This window comes from Janthinobacterium sp. J1-1 (genome assembly GCF_030944405.1).
Lineage (GTDB): Bacteria > Pseudomonadota > Gammaproteobacteria > Burkholderiales > Burkholderiaceae_D > Janthinobacterium.
The window spans coordinates 2460558-2474585 of sequence record NZ_CP132339.1 but is presented as its reverse complement, the minus strand read 5'-3'; the positions used below and the strand labels follow the sequence as shown (position 1 = coordinate 2474585).

The 14028-nt window shown below is 63.2% G+C and carries 16 protein-coding genes; 3 read left to right on the top strand and 13 right to left on the bottom strand.

Annotated elements, in window-relative coordinates; genetic code table 11:
* Window positions 1-133: 133 nt before the first annotated feature.
* Window positions 134-439, top strand: coding sequence for a flagellar biosynthesis anti-sigma factor FlgM (gene flgM / locus Q8L25_RS11240; protein ID WP_065306830.1), 306 nt, complete (start codon window positions 134-136; stop codon window positions 437-439).
* An 8-nt stretch (window positions 440-447) separates the two neighbouring features.
* A complete protein-coding gene (locus tag Q8L25_RS11235; protein ID WP_308924896.1) occupies window positions 448-915 on the top strand; it encodes a flagellar protein FlgN in 468 nt (155 codons plus the stop codon).
* Window positions 916-942: 27 nt separating this feature from the next.
* Here the strand turns inward: Q8L25_RS11235 and Q8L25_RS11230 are convergent, their stop codons facing one another.
* Window positions 943-1434 (bottom strand): hypothetical protein, encoded by a 492-nt coding sequence (locus Q8L25_RS11230; RefSeq protein ID WP_308924895.1) that lies wholly within the window; start codon window positions 1432-1434, stop codon window positions 943-945.
* Between the two features lie 343 nt (window positions 1435-1777).
* Between Q8L25_RS11230 and Q8L25_RS11225 the strand changes: the two genes are divergently transcribed.
* The gene (locus Q8L25_RS11225) at window positions 1778-2395 is read left to right on the top strand and encodes a PEP-CTERM sorting domain-containing protein (RefSeq protein ID WP_308924894.1); all 618 of its coding nucleotides are present in this window, start codon (window positions 1778-1780) and stop codon (window positions 2393-2395) included.
* On the opposite strand, the gene Q8L25_RS11220 is transcribed toward Q8L25_RS11225, so the two are convergent.
* From Q8L25_RS11220 to Q8L25_RS11165, 12 genes are all read right to left on the bottom strand, one after another.
* Window positions 2285-2686: a hypothetical protein gene (locus tag Q8L25_RS11220; protein ID WP_308924893.1), complete on the bottom strand. Its 402-nt coding sequence runs from the start codon at window positions 2684-2686 to the stop codon at window positions 2285-2287. The genes Q8L25_RS11225 and Q8L25_RS11220 overlap by 111 nt on opposite strands.
* Window positions 2679-3524, bottom strand: coding sequence for a hypothetical protein (locus tag Q8L25_RS11215; protein WP_308924892.1), 846 nt, complete (start codon window positions 3522-3524; stop codon window positions 2679-2681). Before Q8L25_RS11215 ends, Q8L25_RS11220 begins: the two co-directional genes overlap by 8 nt.
* 19 nt (window positions 3525-3543) lie before the next feature.
* A complete protein-coding gene (locus Q8L25_RS11210; RefSeq protein ID WP_308924891.1) occupies window positions 3544-3906 on the bottom strand; it encodes a translation initiation factor Sui1 in 363 nt (120 codons plus the stop codon).
* Window positions 3907-3972: 66 nt separating this feature from the next.
* Window positions 3973-4758 (bottom strand): flagellar motor protein MotD, encoded by a 786-nt coding sequence (gene motD, locus Q8L25_RS11205; RefSeq protein ID WP_308925703.1) that lies wholly within the window; start codon window positions 4756-4758, stop codon window positions 3973-3975.
* Between the two features lie 16 nt (window positions 4759-4774).
* Entirely contained in the window at window positions 4775-5521 is a 747-nt protein-coding gene (locus tag Q8L25_RS11200; protein WP_308924890.1) for a flagellar motor protein, read from the bottom strand.
* Window positions 5503-6234 (bottom strand): RNA polymerase sigma factor FliA, encoded by a 732-nt coding sequence (locus Q8L25_RS11195; protein ID WP_065306824.1) that lies wholly within the window; start codon window positions 6232-6234, stop codon window positions 5503-5505. Before Q8L25_RS11195 ends, Q8L25_RS11200 begins: the two co-directional genes overlap by 19 nt.
* 40 nt (window positions 6235-6274) lie before the next feature.
* Window positions 6275-7147 (bottom strand): antiactivator of flagellar biosynthesis FleN protein, encoded by an 873-nt coding sequence (locus Q8L25_RS11190; protein WP_308924889.1) that lies wholly within the window; start codon window positions 7145-7147, stop codon window positions 6275-6277.
* Window positions 7140-8444, bottom strand: a complete 1305-nt coding sequence (flhF, locus tag Q8L25_RS11185) for a flagellar biosynthesis protein FlhF (RefSeq protein WP_308924888.1) — start codon at window positions 8442-8444, stop codon at window positions 7140-7142. Before flhF ends, Q8L25_RS11190 begins: the two co-directional genes overlap by 8 nt.
* A 214-nt stretch (window positions 8445-8658) precedes the next feature.
* Window positions 8659-10755, bottom strand: a complete 2097-nt coding sequence (gene flhA / locus Q8L25_RS11180) for a flagellar biosynthesis protein FlhA (RefSeq protein ID WP_308924887.1) — start codon at window positions 10753-10755, stop codon at window positions 8659-8661.
* Window positions 10752-11945, bottom strand: a complete 1194-nt coding sequence (gene flhB / locus Q8L25_RS11175) for a flagellar biosynthesis protein FlhB (RefSeq protein WP_308924886.1) — start codon at window positions 11943-11945, stop codon at window positions 10752-10754. The genes flhA and flhB overlap by 4 nt, the downstream gene beginning before the upstream one ends.
* A 139-nt stretch (window positions 11946-12084) precedes the next feature.
* Entirely contained in the window at window positions 12085-13083 is a 999-nt protein-coding gene (locus Q8L25_RS11170; protein WP_308924885.1) for a fumarylacetoacetate hydrolase family protein, read from the bottom strand.
* A 71-nt stretch (window positions 13084-13154) separates the two neighbouring features.
* The gene (locus Q8L25_RS11165) at window positions 13155-13865 is read right to left on the bottom strand and encodes a 16S rRNA pseudouridine(516) synthase (protein WP_308924884.1); all 711 of its coding nucleotides are present in this window, start codon (window positions 13863-13865) and stop codon (window positions 13155-13157) included.
* Between the last annotated feature and the right edge of the window lie 163 nt (window positions 13866-14028).

Here is a 14028-nt window from a genome sequence, read left to right as displayed (position 1 = left end):
GCCGCTGTGACGGCTGAAATAAACTTGTATGGACAGCGATATTGTGGTCTGGCACACTAAAGTTTCAGGATTAGTGGCCGATAAAGACTCATATCCCGGAGTTTTTTGACTTCGACCAGACGAGGATCACGTTGTGAAAATTACCGATAACATAAAAAGCAATCCCGGCTTGCCGGTCACGCCGGCGGCCACGTCCGGCGCCCGCAACACCGAGAAGGCGCAAGCTGCCCCGGCATCGTCGGACAGCGTACGCCTGTCGCCGCAAGGGCAGGCACTGGCGACCAGTGCAACGACCAGCAGCAATAGCGTGTTCGACACCAAGAAAGTCGAACGTATCAAACTCGCGATTGCCGACGGCCAGTTCCAGGTCAATTCTGAAAAAGTGGCGGACGGTCTCCTCGATACGGTCAAGGACCTGCTGCACTCACGAAATAGATAGGTTCCTCCATGCAATCCGTGACTCCGTTTTCCAGCCTGCGCGACGAGCATGAGCTCATGACCACGCTGCTGGCATTGATGAAGCAGGAACAGCTGCATCTGGTTGCAGCCGACATCGATGCAATTTCGGACATTACGGTGCGCAAGACAGCGCTGATCGGACAATTGAGCCAGCTGGCGCAACAACGCCACCAGGCATTGGCCGCCGCCGGTTTTGCCGCCGGCGAAGACGGCATGGACGGCTGGCTGGCCGCCACCGGCGAGACCGAAGCGGCACAGGCATGGCAGGCGCTGCTCGGCACCACGCGCGCGGCCAAGGAACAGAATCGCCTGAACAGCCTGCTGGTCAACAAACACCTGCTGCACACCCAGGGCGCCCTCGGCGCCATGCGCCCGGCCGCCCAAAGCGGCAACTTCTACGGCCCCAGCGGCCAGACCACCAGCAATACCACCCATCGCCGCGTCGTTATCGGCTGAGTGCGCCTATGCCCGGTTGGTAACAGCTCAGGGAAGCGGCAACAAGGGTTCTATGACAAACAGCAACAAGCCATTGCTGCATGCGTGCGCCGTGGCCGCCGCCAGCCAGGCAGGCCCTGCGCCAAAGTTGCGCGCCACCAGATAACTTGCCGCGAAGGCCAATCCGCCGATGAACGTCAGGCTGGCGTGCAAAATGCCGGCACCGCCCAAGACATGCAGTACTGAGAACAGCGCCGCGCTGGTTAGCAAGCAATACCCGGCACGCACACCGAATCGGCGCATCAATTCAATCGGCAGCCATTGTCCGATCACGGTTTCGGTCAGCGGCGCAAATACCACAGCAGACCAGAACAGCTTTGCCATGCCAGCGCCTTCCAGGCTTTCCGCTGACGAACCACCTAATTGCTCAAGTCCAAACAAACGCAGAGCCAACCAAGCCATTGGTACGCAGATAGCCAGATTGAGCAAGCCCGCACAAAAACCCATTACCACGGCCCCCATCTTCGGGCGCTGCGCCATGCGTGCGCGGACCGCAGCGAGGCACGGCGCCGGGGGTGACAAGCTCCAGACTGACCATTTCAACATTGTTGATACACTCCTGATATCGGGTCAACATGATAGCGTGCCGGAATGTTTGAAAATACATCAATTGTTTCAAGGCCTACATACCACCCGTTTGCGCCCGCGCAAAGTCATCTGCGTGCGCCGCCGTATGCTCATGTCTGGCACGCCGCACCTCAAACAGGCGGACTTTTCCCGCTGACAAAAAAACATCTCCTCGGTTGACGTTGTTGCCTTTTATCGCGCCCGGCGCCCCGGCGCAGGCGTACCCAATCAATCAATCGCATACAGGAGCATGAATATGAACGCTATCGCACTATCGCGGGCAAGCGCGGCGCTGTTGTTAGGCTGCAGCCTGCTGGTGCCGCAGGCCCAGGCCGACACGGAAGTGGTAAAGTACGGCAACCTCGTCGCGAATGCCGTCGTGGCAACGCCGTTGCTGTCGCAAGACTCGCTGGTGATCGACACCTTCACCACGGAACGGGGCGCGCTGTCGCAAACGACCACGTTTACCGTCGGCGACGGCGTCGAGTACTTTTCCGGCAATGCCGCCTGGCTGGTCAACACCGCCTCCGATTTCGGCCCGCGCCTGGTCGGCGTGAATATCGACCTGTTCGACGCCACCAACACCCTGCTGCAATCGGACGACTTTGTCGGCGTGCTGGGCGGCTTCGCCCACTCCACCTTCGGCGGCCTGCTGGGGCCGGGTACCTATACCCTGGTGGCGACCGGCACCGGCATCCGCGATTCCCTGCTGGACATTTCGCTGACCCTGGCCGTGCCCGAACCACGCACCTACGGCATGCTGCTAGCGGGGCTGGGCCTGGTCGGCCTGGGACTGTGGCGCCGCAAAAGCGGCATTGCCAGCGACGGCGACCGCTGGCAGATGATGCGTTTCCAGCCAGGCACGCCAGCGTAATCCTCGACGCTCCACCAGGCAATACAACAGCGCCGCCGCCAGCAGCGCCGCGGCGTTGTGGGCGCAAAATGCCAACACGGAAGACGCCGCCAGGGAGTCCCCCATGGCAGCGTCGATGGCGTGATACACCTGCTTGTGCGTCAGATACAGGCTGAACGCCAGGGTGGCCAGGGCATGGGCGCAGGGCAGGCGCCAGCGTCCGGGCCAGCTATGTTCGCTGATGCAGCCCAGCACCAGGCACGCCAGGCTGGGCAGGCGCGCAGCAAAGGGCGCGATCGACGCATCAACCAAGGGCCGGCAGCCCCGCATGCTGGCGAAACTTGGCGGCGATGGCATTCGCCCGGCTGACTGCGGCGGCCTGCTGCTCCGGTGTCAGCTCATCGCGCAGCCAGTGCCAGTAGCTGTCCTGGTAGGGATTGGTGCTGCCGGGCGTCAATATATCGTCATGCACCATGCGCAAGGCCAGCAGATAGCCGTACGCTTTTGGCGCATCTTTTTTGGTCACATCGCCGTCGGTCAGGTAAGCCATCATCAGGGTGCCGAGGCTGGACAGCTCGGCCTGGTCGGCCTGCACGGTCAGTTGCGCGACCGCTTGCTGCTTCCAGGCCAGCACCAGCGGGTCATCGGGCCGGCTGCGCAGGGCGCTGCGGTCGCCGAACGGGCCCTCGTAAAAAAAGCGCGTGCTGGCGCCCGCCACGCCGCCCTTGGCGGCCTTTTCCAGAAAATCGAGGCGCGCGCTTTTCTGGCGCTCGGTCAGATTCGCACACAGATGCTTCTGCGCCGATTTTTCGTCCGCCGTCATCTCGCTGCCGCGCTCGAACTCGAGCGCCGGCAAGCGCCCTTCTTTCTGGAACATGATGCAGTCGTCGAGCAGGTTATAGGCGGCATAGGCGTCGTCCGGGCTGCCGCTGGCGGCCAGCCGGGCCAGTTGCTGTTCCAGGCCGGGTGCGGCGCTGGTCGCTACAAGTACCGGTGCCTGGCTGGCATCGAGATTGAAATACGATGACAGGCTGCGCCCTGCGGATGCGGGAGTCAGCACGGCCGGCGTGACAGGAGCGGGCGCCGGCCAGCAGGCATAGGCCAGCGCCGCCAGCGCAGCGGCGGCAATCAGGACAGGAAAGGAGCGCATGGCTGTGAGGCGCGACGGCTCAGCCGCCAGCCTGTTTCGGCTTGTGGCCCAGCTTGACGAGCGCCTCCATGATGGCCGCCACATGGTCGCCCTGCACTTCGATCACGCCATCCTTGACCGTGCCGCCCGAGCCGCACTGGGTGCGCAGCTGCTTGCCCAGCAGCGCCAGCGCAATGGCGTCCAGCGGCAAGCCCTTGACGATGGTCACGCTCTTGCCGCCACGGCCCTTGGTCTGGCGCGCCACCCGCACGGCGCCATCGCCGGCCGGTGCCGCTTTTGCCGCGGCCTTGCACGCGCATTGCGCCAGCGGCTGGCGGCATGCCGGGCACATGCGGCCTGTTTCGGTGGAGTAGACCAGGCCGCCTTGGGAACTACTTTTCATGATGGGGATATAAGAAAAAACAAAGATGCCGCGATTGTAGCAAGCGCAAGGCCAGTCGCAGCCCGATTATTGCGGGTTGGCCGGCAAAGGCGCCGGCGCGGTCGGCACTTCCGTCACCGTGTCGGCAATGCCGGACAAAATCGTCACGGCGACCCGGCGGTTGCGCGCCCGCCCTTCCGGCGTGTCGTTGTCGGCGACCGGAATATTGTCGGCGTGGCCGACCGCCGTCAAACGCGACGCCTGCACGCCGCTGGCAATAAACAGGCGCACCACGGCGCTGGCGCGCGCCGACGACAGTTCCCAGTTCGAGGCAAAGGTGGAATTGCTGATCGGCTGGACGTCGGTATGGCCTTCCACCTGCACGTTATGGGCGTCGCCGCGCAGCAGCACGGCCACCGCGCGCAGGGCCTGATCCGACTCCACCGTAAGGCCGGCCGCGCCCGGATCGAACAGCACGCTGGCATTGATTTCCACGCTGACGCCACGGCTGGTCTGGGTCACGCGCACCTTGCCTTCTTTCACCAAGGGCGCCAGGGTCGACGTCAGGTCCTGCGCCAGGCGCGTCATGTGTTCGCGTTCGCGCCGGATCGCTTCGGTACGGCGTTTCAGGGCCGGGTTCGGCAGCGGGATCGCCTGCGGCGCTTCCATCTGGATCGGTGGCGCGCCCTTGTCGAGGCTGAAGGCGGTGCCGATGGCGTCGGAAAACACGCGGTACTTGCCTTCATTGACCTGCGAGATCGCGTACATGACGACAAAAAAGGCGAACAGCAGGGTAATAAAATCGGCGTAGGAAATCAGCCAGCGGTCCTGGTTGTCCGGCTCTTCGTCATACTTCCTGCGCGCGCGCCGCATCATGGTCAGTGCTCGCTCAGTGCTCGTGAAGCAGGCTGGCCACGCGCTCTTCGATGATGCGCGTATGGTCGCCGGTGGCGATGTCGTAGAACACGGCGGCCGTGATTTCATACTGCACCACGCGGCGCGAGACGATGGCCTTCAATTTGTTGGCCACCGGCAGGAACAGCAGGTTGGCCAGGCCGACGCCGTAGATGGTCGACACGAACGCCACCGCGATGCCGCCACCGAGTTTGCTCGGGTCGGTCAGGTTTTCCATCACGTGGATCAGGCCCAGCACGGCGCCGAGGATGCCGATGGTCGGCGAATAGCCGGCCGCCGATTCCCAGATTTTCACGGCCTGGCGTTCGGCCAGTTCATAGGCGGTGATTTCCACGTCGAGCAACTGGCGCAGCTTGTCGGGCGCGATGCCGTCGACGATCATGCGCAGGCCCTTGGCGTTGAAATGGTCGGCCGTGCTTTCCATCATGCGTTCCAGCGCCAGGGTGCCGTCGCGGCGCGCCGTCAGGCTCCACTGGCTGATGTCGCGGCCCAGCTCGGCACGCATGTCGACCGGCGGAAAAAATACCCAGCGCAGCATTTCCAGCCCGCGCACAAAAGTGCGCAAGCGGGTTTGCAGCAGCACCGCGCCGAAGGTGCCGATCACGACAATGGCAAAGGCGGCCGGCTGCAGCAAGGAGGCCATCTTGCCCCCTTCGAGCGCCTGGCCGACCAGCAGGCCCGCCAGCGCCAGCGCCAGCCCGATTACGCTGGACCAGTCCACGCCTGCTCCCTCAAGGTTGCGCGCAGGCGCGCGACGGCCTGGGTGTGCAGCTGCGACACGCGCGATTCGGACACGCCCATCACGGCGCCAATCTCCTTGAGATTGAGCTCTTCCTCGTAATACAGACTCATCAGTATTTTCTCGCGTGGCGGCAGCGCGTCGATGGCGTCGATCACGGACTGCCGGAAATCGGTATCGAGCAGCGAGCGCAGCGGGTCGCTGTCCTCGTCCACGCAATGGCGGTCGAGGAAGCTGTCATTGCCGTCCGGATCATGGAAGTCTTCATAATAGACCAGCTGGTGGCCACCGCCCTCGCCCAGCATTTCCTGGTAATCGACCAGCGATATCTTGAGCAGCTTGGCCACTTCCGATTCGGTCGGCGGATGGCCCAGGCGCTGCTGCAAGGTGCTCATCGCCTCTTCGATCTTGCGCATGTTCTGGCGCATGCTGCGCGGCAGCCAGTCGCTGGTGCGCAACTCGTCGAGCATGGCGCCGCGGATACGCAGCACGGCATACGTCTCGAACTGCGCGCCATGCGTCTCTTCATAGCGGGTGATGGCATCGAGCAGGCCGATCATGCCGGCCTGGATCAGGTCGTCGACCTCGACCGAAGGCGGCAACTTGGCCTTCATGTGGTGCGCCAGGCGCTTTACCAGCGGAATGTGTTCCGTCAGCAAATGATCCTTGTTCGACTTCCCTTTGACCGTGTACATAGGCTACTTATTATTATCTTGTGAGAATGCTGCAAAATCATCAGGCGCTGAAATGGTGTGGACTCCCCGTCTGGTACAAGGTGGTGCCCAGCACCGGCGCCGCCGAGCGGGCCAGCCGTTCGGCCAGTCCGCGAAACGCCACCGATGCGCCAGCCAGCGGAAACGCATCGATCACGCTGCGGCCCAGCCGCGCCGCCCGATGCAGGTATTCGTCGGCCGGAACCGAGCCCATCGACGTCAGCTTCACGGCCAGGTAGCGGCTTGCCGCTTGTGCCATATTATCGTATACCACTTTTGCTTCCGTTTCGGAAGCGCCGGTGACGAGAATGCCGAAAGGACGGCGGCCCAGTTCCTGGTTCAGGCGCTTGATCAGGCAGTAGGCGGCCTTGATCGAAGTGGCGCTGGTCGAGACCTGCACCACGATATCGGCGCTGGCCATCATCGGCACCGGGAAGCAGGCGCCGCCCTGCCCGGCCATGCTCATGTCGCCGTCGACCAGCACGATGCCAGCCTGGCGCGCCATCACTTCAAAGGTCTTGGCCAGGCGCCGCGCTTCGTCCTCGCTGGCGTAGCCGGGGCCATCCATCAGATGGTCGCGCGCGCCCAGGCTGGCCACGCCGAAGCCTTGCGGCACCTGGTGGATCACCTGGTTCAGGCCGCATTGCTGGCGCGCCACGTCGAGCAGGCTGGCGCCATGTGCCAGGCCCAGCCGGGAAGCGACGCCGTCGCCGCTGGTGCTGGCATCGAGCAGCAGCACCTCATTGCCGGCGTGCGCCAGCGAAGCGCCGAGGTTGACCAGCATCGCGCCCTTGTCGTCCTGCGGCGTGGCCGACAAAAACGTCAGCACGCGCGGCTGCGCGCCAGCGAGCATGCGGCGCAAGCCTTCGGCCTGGTCGAAATCAAAATTAGCCACCGTGCACCCCGCGTGCTTCATTGTTGCGGGTAGCGGCCTGGGCCATCAGCAGCGGCAGTTCGTCGTCGGCAAACTGGGTCGCGGCGGAATCGCGCTTGAGCTTGAAGGCGCGGTCGATCAGGTAGCCGCGGTCGGCCAGATAGAGATCTTCCGGCACGCGCTGGCCGTTCGAGACGTAGAACAGATTGAGTTTCTGGCGGATCACCACGTCGAGCACATTGCCGATCGAGGCCGCCTCATCGAGCTTGGTCATGATGCAGCCGGCCAGGCCGCTGCCCTGGTAGGCGCGCACCACTTCGTTCAGGGTTTCCTGGGTCGCGGTCGAGTTCAGGCACAGCAGGCGTTTCACATCGGCGCCGGCGCCCGACAGCATCGCCACCTGTTCCGTGACCATCTGGTCGCGCTGGCTGACGCCGACCGTGTCGATCAGCACCGTATGCTTGTTCTTGAGTTCTTTCAGGGCGATGCGCAGGTCGGCCTCGTCCTTGACCGAATGCACCATCACGCCGAGGATCTTGCCGTAGATGCGCAGTTGCTCGTGGGCGCCGATACGATAGGCATCGGTGGTGATCAGGGCCAGCTTTTCCGGACCGTGGCGCATCACGCAGCGCGCGGCCAGCTTGGCGGTGCTGGTGGTCTTGCCGACACCGGTCGGGCCGACCAGGGCGAACACGCCGCCCTGCTCCAGCATCGCGTCTTCATTGGCCATGGTGTTCAGGTTGCGGCTCAGCACGGTCTTGATCCAGCGCATGCTTTGCGCGCCGTCCAGGCCGGCCGGCAGCTTGTCGATCAGGTAGCGCGCCAGGCTGGCCGAAAAACCGGCCGCCAGCATTTCGCGCAGCACCACGTTTTTTTGCGGCTCGCGCTGCTGGGTGGCGCTCCAGGAAATTTCGGCCAGCTGGGTTTCCATCATGCCGCGCATGGCGCGGATTTCATTCATCATGCCGTCGATATCGGCCGTGGCATTCTTTTTCACATGCGCCAGCGCGCTGGTCATCATCTGCTGCATGCGCGCCATGTCCAGGGCTTCGGCAGGCGCCGCGGCAGGACGGGACGGCGGCGCGGACGGGCGCTGCGGCACGGCAAACTGGGTCTGCAACTGCGGACGCGGCTGCGACATTTCGGAGGCGGCCGGCGGCGACGACAGCGAGGCGGCGTCATCATTGGCCAGCGCCAGGATTTCCACCACGCCATCACCCTGGCGATTCGACAGGATCACGGCGTCCGGACCGAGCGCTTCACGCACCTTGCGCAGCGCATCGCGCGAGGTCGGCGCGGTAAATTTTTTCACATTCATGACCAAGCTCCCATGGCAGGGTTGGCGTGTTCCTGGCTGAACTGTGTGACCATCATCGACTCCTGTTGCGTGAGCGATGCCTCCCAGATGGGACACGGATCACTCTGACAGCCTCCATTATTGGGGATGCGCCAAAGAAATGATAGAAGGAACAGGACCGGAAATGTCCCGTATTTCAATTTGCCGAGCGGAAATTGGAATCTTTGCCACCGTTTTACTGCGCACCGACCAGACTGGTCACCCGAATCGTCTTGGTTTCCGGCACTTCCGCATGCGACAGCACCTTCAGTTGCGGCAAGGCGCGGCGCAGGAAACGCGACAGCAGCGCGCGCAGCGGCGCCGGCACCAGCAGCACCGGCGTCAGGCCCATGGCTTCCTGCTGTTGCGCCGCCAGCCCCGCCTGGTGGGCGATGGTGTCGGCCAGGCCGGGCTCGATGCCGGCACCGTCGCCGCCGGCGCCCATGGCCTGCATCAGCAGGCGTTCCAGGCGGTTGTCCAGGGTCATCACCGACAATTCGGCGGCGCCGGGGAACAGCTGCTGCACGATGGCGCGGCCCAGCGACACGCGCACCAGGGCGGTCAGGTCGGTCGGGTCCTGCGTGTGCACGGTGTGCTCGGCCAGGGTTTCGATAATCGTGCGCATGTCGCGGATATGCACGCCTTCCATCAACAGGTTCTGCAGCACTTTTTGCAGAGTCGACAGCGACAGCATCTTCGGCACCAGGTCTTCCACCAGGCGCGGCGCGTCCTTGCCCAGGTGGTCGAGCAGCGATTGGACTTCGGCGCGGCCCAGCAGTTCCGAGGCATGCGAGGTGATCAGGTGATTCAAATGGGTCGCCACCACGGTGCCCGCGTCGACCACCGTGTAGCCCATCGACTGCGCCTGGTCGCGCAGGGCCGCATCGATCCAGGTGGCCGGCAGGCCGAAGGCCGGGTCGGTGGTCGACACGCCAGGCAGGCTGCCGCTGGCCATGCCGGGATTGATCGCCAGGAACTGGCCATTGAACGATTCGCCGACGCCCACTTCCACCCCCTTGAGGGTGATGCGGTAGGCCGACGGTTTCAGTTCCAGGTTGTCGCGGATATGCACCGGTGGCGCCAGGAAACCGACTTCCTGGGCGAATTTCTTGCGGATGCCCTTGATACGCTTGAGCAATTCGCCGCCCTGCGATTTGTCGACCAGCGGGATCAAGCGATAGCCCACTTCCAGGCCCAAGGTGTCGACCGGCATGATGTCTTGCCAGCTGGCCTCTTCCTGCTCTGGCGCCACGGTCGCCTGCGGCGCTTCGGTAGGTATTTCCGCGTCGGCTTTCTTCTTCTGCGCCGTCTTGGTGATCAGATAGGCCGAGCCACCGAGCGCGCCGGCCAGCAGCAGGAACACCAGGTTCGGCATGCCGGGGATCATGCCCATGCCGCCGATAATGCCGGCGGTGATATACAGCACTTGCGGTTTGGCAAACAACTGGCCCACCAGCTGGGTGCCGATGTCCTGGTCGCTGGCCACGCGCGAGACGACGATACCGGCCGCGGTGGAAATGATCAGCGAAGGAATCTGCGCCACCAGGCCGTCACCGATGGCCAGCAGGGTGTAGTTTTTCAAGGCATCGGCAAAGCCCATGTCGTGCTGGATCAGGCCGACCAGCAGGCCGCCGATAATATTGATTACGGTCACCATGATGCCGGCGATCGCATCGCCGCGCACGTATTTGCTGGCACCGTCCATGGCGCCGTAGAATTCCGCTTCCTGCGCCACTTCCGTGCGGCGGCGGCGCGCCTCGTCTTCGACGATCAGACCGGCGTTCAGGTCGGCGTCAATCGCCATCTGTTTACCAGGCATGGCGTCGAGCGCAAAGCGGGCGCCCACTTCGGCGATACGGCCGGCGCCCTTGGTGACGACGGTAAAGTTAATGATGGTCAGGATGATAAACACCACGATACCGACCGTGTAGTTGCCGCCGATCAGGAAGTGGCCGAACGCCTCGATCACTTTACCGGCCGCGTCCGCGCCCGTATGGCCCTCGGTCAGCACCACGCGGGTCGACGCCACGTTCAGCGACAGGCGCAGCATGGTCGACACCAGCAGGATGGTCGGAAACGCCATGAAGTCGAGCGGCTTGACGGTATACAAGGCGGTCAGCAGCACGATGATCGACAGCGCGATATTGAAGCTGAAGAAGATATCGAGGATAAACGCCGGCAGCGGCAGCACCATCATCGCCAGCAGCATGATGATGATGATCGGCGCGGCCAGGCCCCTGCTGGCATTGTTGTTCATGCCGCTCAGCCAGGCTGGCATTCTCAAGCCGTTCATGGTGTGCTTCCTTTATTGTTCTTGTCTGCGCCTGGCGCGGGTTTGCTCTGCGCGGCGGGATTGAGCGGGTCCAGTTCCGGCGGCACGTCGAGTTTTTTCGGCTTGTCGGGGCGCTGGCCGTGACCGTTGCCATGGCTGCGCAGCTGGAATACATAGGCCAGCACTTCGGCCACGGCGCCGTACAGGGCTTCGGGAATCTCGTCGCCAATCTCGGTATGCTTGAACAGCGCACGCGCCAGCGCCGGCGCTTCCAGGATGGCGACCTTGTGTTCGCCCGCCAGTTCGCGGATTTTTGCGGCCACCTCGTCGGCGCCCTTGGCCACCACCTGCGGCGCACCGCGCGAATTCTCGCCGTATTTCAGCGCCACCGCATAATGGGTAGGATTGGTCACCACCACGTCGGCGGTCGGCACGTCGGCCATCATGCGCCGGCGCGACATCTCGTGCTGCAGCTGGCGGATCTTCTGCTTGATCTGCGGATTGCCGTCCGACTCCTTGGCTTCCTGCTTGACTTCCTGCAGGGTCATTTTCATCTTGTTGGCGTAGTGCCACATCTGGTACGGACCGTCGATGGCGGCGATCAGGCCCAGTGCGCCGACGATAAACAGAAAGGCGCTGATCAACATGCTGATCATGTGGCCCGAACCGGCGCGCAGGGACTCAACCGACAGGCCCAGCACGGCATCCTTGTGATGCTGCATCACCAGCCAGGCGACAAAACCGACCACCAGGGTCTTGGCCAGCGCCTTCAGCAATTCGACCAGGGCATTTTTCGACACCATGTTGCCCAGCCCGCGTATCGGATTGAGCTTGCCGAAATTGGGCGTAAACGCTTTCGAGCTAAACAGCCAGCCGCCCACCAGCAGCGGCGACGCCAGCGCCACCACCATGATCGCCACCGCGTACGGCAGGCAAGTGAGCAGTACCGAGGTGACGTCGCTGGCGACGCGCAAAATCATGGTATTCGGATTGAGTATCTGTTCCCGGTCCAGGGTCAGGCCGGACACCATCACGGCCGTCAGCCGGCGCACGATGGCGTCGCCGGCAAACCACAGGCAGCATCCCGACGCCATCAGCACCGTGAACGTCGCCACTTCACGCGATCGCGGAACGTCGCCTTCCTCACGCGCCTGCTCGAGGCGCTTCGGTGACGCGGCTTCGGTCTTTTCTGCGTCGCTGTCTTCCGACATCAATCAACTCCGGTGAAGTCCTGCGGCCACGACTGGCGCATGATGGACTGAACAAGCAGTATTATTGCCGCCCGGCCCGAATTGCCATGCAGGGAACAGGAGGGCAAATGCCCTGCATTTCGGTTTGCCACAATGAAACTTAACGCGAGCGGCGGGTTTCGGCCTGTTTCAGCGTTTGTTCGATGGCGCCAAACAGCGACTTGCCGTCCTCGCCCAGCATCTCGATGCGGACGGTATCGCCGAACAGCATGTACGGCGTGCTGATAACGCCATCGGTATTCATCTCCTGGTTTCGCCGCTCAACGATGCTGCAAAATCCCTTCTTGACTTCCTTGTTGGCGACGCCGCCGGCGCTCACCACGCTACCGGCGCGGGCCGGGCGCGTCTGGCACAGGTGGGCCAGCAATTGCGGGTAATTGAAGGCCATGTCGGCGCCGGCCTGCGGCTGGCCGCTCAACTTGCCGTTCAGGCTGCAACGCACGGGCAGGTGCACCTTGCCGCCGCGCCAGGCATCGCCCAGTTCATCCGGAGTGATCGCCACCGGCGAGCAGGCCATGCCGGGTTTCGACTGCACCAGGCCGTAGCCGTTGGCCTGTTCCGCCTGCGCCAGGTTGCGCAAGCTGATGTCATTGACCAGCATCAAGAGCTTGATGTTCATGTGCGCCTGGTCGGCCGTCGCGCCCATCGCCACGTCATCGGTAATGACGGCAATCCCCGCTTCGTAGTCGATGCCCCATTGCTCGTAAGCGAGCATGATCTCGTCCTGGGCGCCCAGGAAAGCATCGCTGGCGCCCTGGTACAAGCGCGGCGCATCGCGCAGGTCAGGCGGCACGCCTTGACCGGCCGCCTTGCAGGCGCGCTCGATCTGCTGCAGATAGGCCGCGCCCGCCGCCCGCTGGCTGCTGCGCGGCAAGGGCGCCATGCAGTTGGCCGGCTCGAAGTCGAACGCGCGGTGGCCGCGCCCGCTGTTGATGGTCTGGTACAGCAGGTCCAGCTGGGGCGCGATAAAGGTCCAGTCGTCGAGCGCCTTTTGCAAGGTGGAGGCGATGCCATCGGCCAGGTGCGCCGTTTTCAGGTCGCGCGAGACGACAGCCAGCTGGCCATCGCGGGTGCCGTCATTCAGTGTTGCTAATTTCATGTGGGGACAACTTCGTCAAAAAATACGCGAAAAAGCCGGGATAACCCGGCTTTCGTGCTAGTGGGATAAGATCAAGCCAGCAAGGCGATCTGTTCCGGCGTCAGGTAGCACCATTCGCCTTCTTCGATACCCAGGGACTCCAGCGTCAGGCTGCCGATGGCGGAACGGTGCAGCGCCGTGCAATGGTTGCCGGCGGCGGCCAGCATGCGCTTGACCTGGTGGTATTTGCCCTGCTCGAGCACGATTTCCAGCTGGTGCTCGCCGCGCTTGACGCAGACCAGCGCCGCCAGCGGCGCCGGTTCGTCATGCAGCTGCACCCCGGCCAGCAGCAGCGCCACCAGTTCATCGGTCACGGGCTCTTGCGTGGTGGCCTGGTAGATCTTCGGCACATGGCGCTTCGGCGACGATTGTGCATGGATAAACGGGCCATCGTCGGACATCAGCAGCATGCCGGTGGTATCGTGGTCGAGCCGGCCGACCGGCTGCACTTCGCGCCAGGTGAACTGCTCGGGCAGCAAGGTCAATACGCCAGGATGATGGCTGGGTTTGCGCGAGCATTCGAAGTTGGCCGGCTTATACAAGGCCAGGTACAGGTGCTGGCGATAAACCCACTCTTCGTCGAACACGTGCAGCACCAGGCCGTCGGTCTCGACTGTGGTGCGGTAATTGGTCTGGGCAACGCCATCGATCACGACCTCGCCGTCATCGATAAGGGAACGGCAATACTTGCGGGTGCCGAAACCCTGCGATTGCAGGATGCGGTCTAGGGATAATTTACTCATGGGCGTGACTTTAACAGATGCGCACCATGGCGTGAAGACGAGGCCCGCGCACAGATACCGCAAAGTACAAGGACTGTTTTTTGATCAGGCGGTTATTTCCTTTGAGATATGTCAAGCAGCAAGAAAATCGCATTGCTAGACTGAAACCTCATTAGGAATCCGC

Excerpts from the sequence above, each read along its gene's own strand:
- Q8L25_RS11165 (WP_308924884.1), bottom strand. The coding sequence starts at position 13,865 with ATGAGTAAATTATCCCTAGACCGCATCCTGCAATCGCAGGGTTTCGGC.
- Q8L25_RS11210 (WP_308924891.1), bottom strand. The coding sequence starts at position 3,906 with ATGAAAAGTAGTTCCCAAGGCGGCCTGGTCTACTCCACCGAAACAGGC.
- Q8L25_RS11230 (WP_308924895.1), bottom strand. The coding sequence starts at position 1,434 with ATGGCGCAGCGCCCGAAGATGGGGGCCGTGGTAATGGGTTTTTGTGCG.
- Q8L25_RS11195 (WP_065306824.1), bottom strand. The coding sequence starts at position 6,234 with ATGTACACGGTCAAAGGGAAGTCGAACAAGGATCATTTGCTGACGGAA.
- Q8L25_RS11235 (WP_308924896.1), top strand. The coding sequence starts at position 448 with ATGCAATCCGTGACTCCGTTTTCCAGCCTGCGCGACGAGCATGAGCTC.
- motD (WP_308925703.1), bottom strand. The coding sequence starts at position 4,758 with ATGCGGCGCGCGCGCAGGAAGTATGACGAAGAGCCGGACAACCAGGAC.
- flhB (WP_308924886.1), bottom strand. The coding sequence starts at position 11,945 with ATGTCGGAAGACAGCGACGCAGAAAAGACCGAAGCCGCGTCACCGAAG.
- flhF (WP_308924888.1), bottom strand. The coding sequence starts at position 8,444 with ATGAATGTGAAAAAATTTACCGCGCCGACCTCGCGCGATGCGCTGCGC.
- flhA (WP_308924887.1), bottom strand. The coding sequence starts at position 10,755 with ATGAACGGCTTGAGAATGCCAGCCTGGCTGAGCGGCATGAACAACAAT.
- Q8L25_RS11215 (WP_308924892.1), bottom strand. The coding sequence starts at position 3,524 with ATGCGCTCCTTTCCTGTCCTGATTGCCGCCGCTGCGCTGGCGGCGCTG.
- Q8L25_RS11225 (WP_308924894.1), top strand. The coding sequence starts at position 1,778 with ATGAACGCTATCGCACTATCGCGGGCAAGCGCGGCGCTGTTGTTAGGC.
- Q8L25_RS11170 (WP_308924885.1), bottom strand. The coding sequence starts at position 13,083 with ATGAAATTAGCAACACTGAATGACGGCACCCGCGATGGCCAGCTGGCT.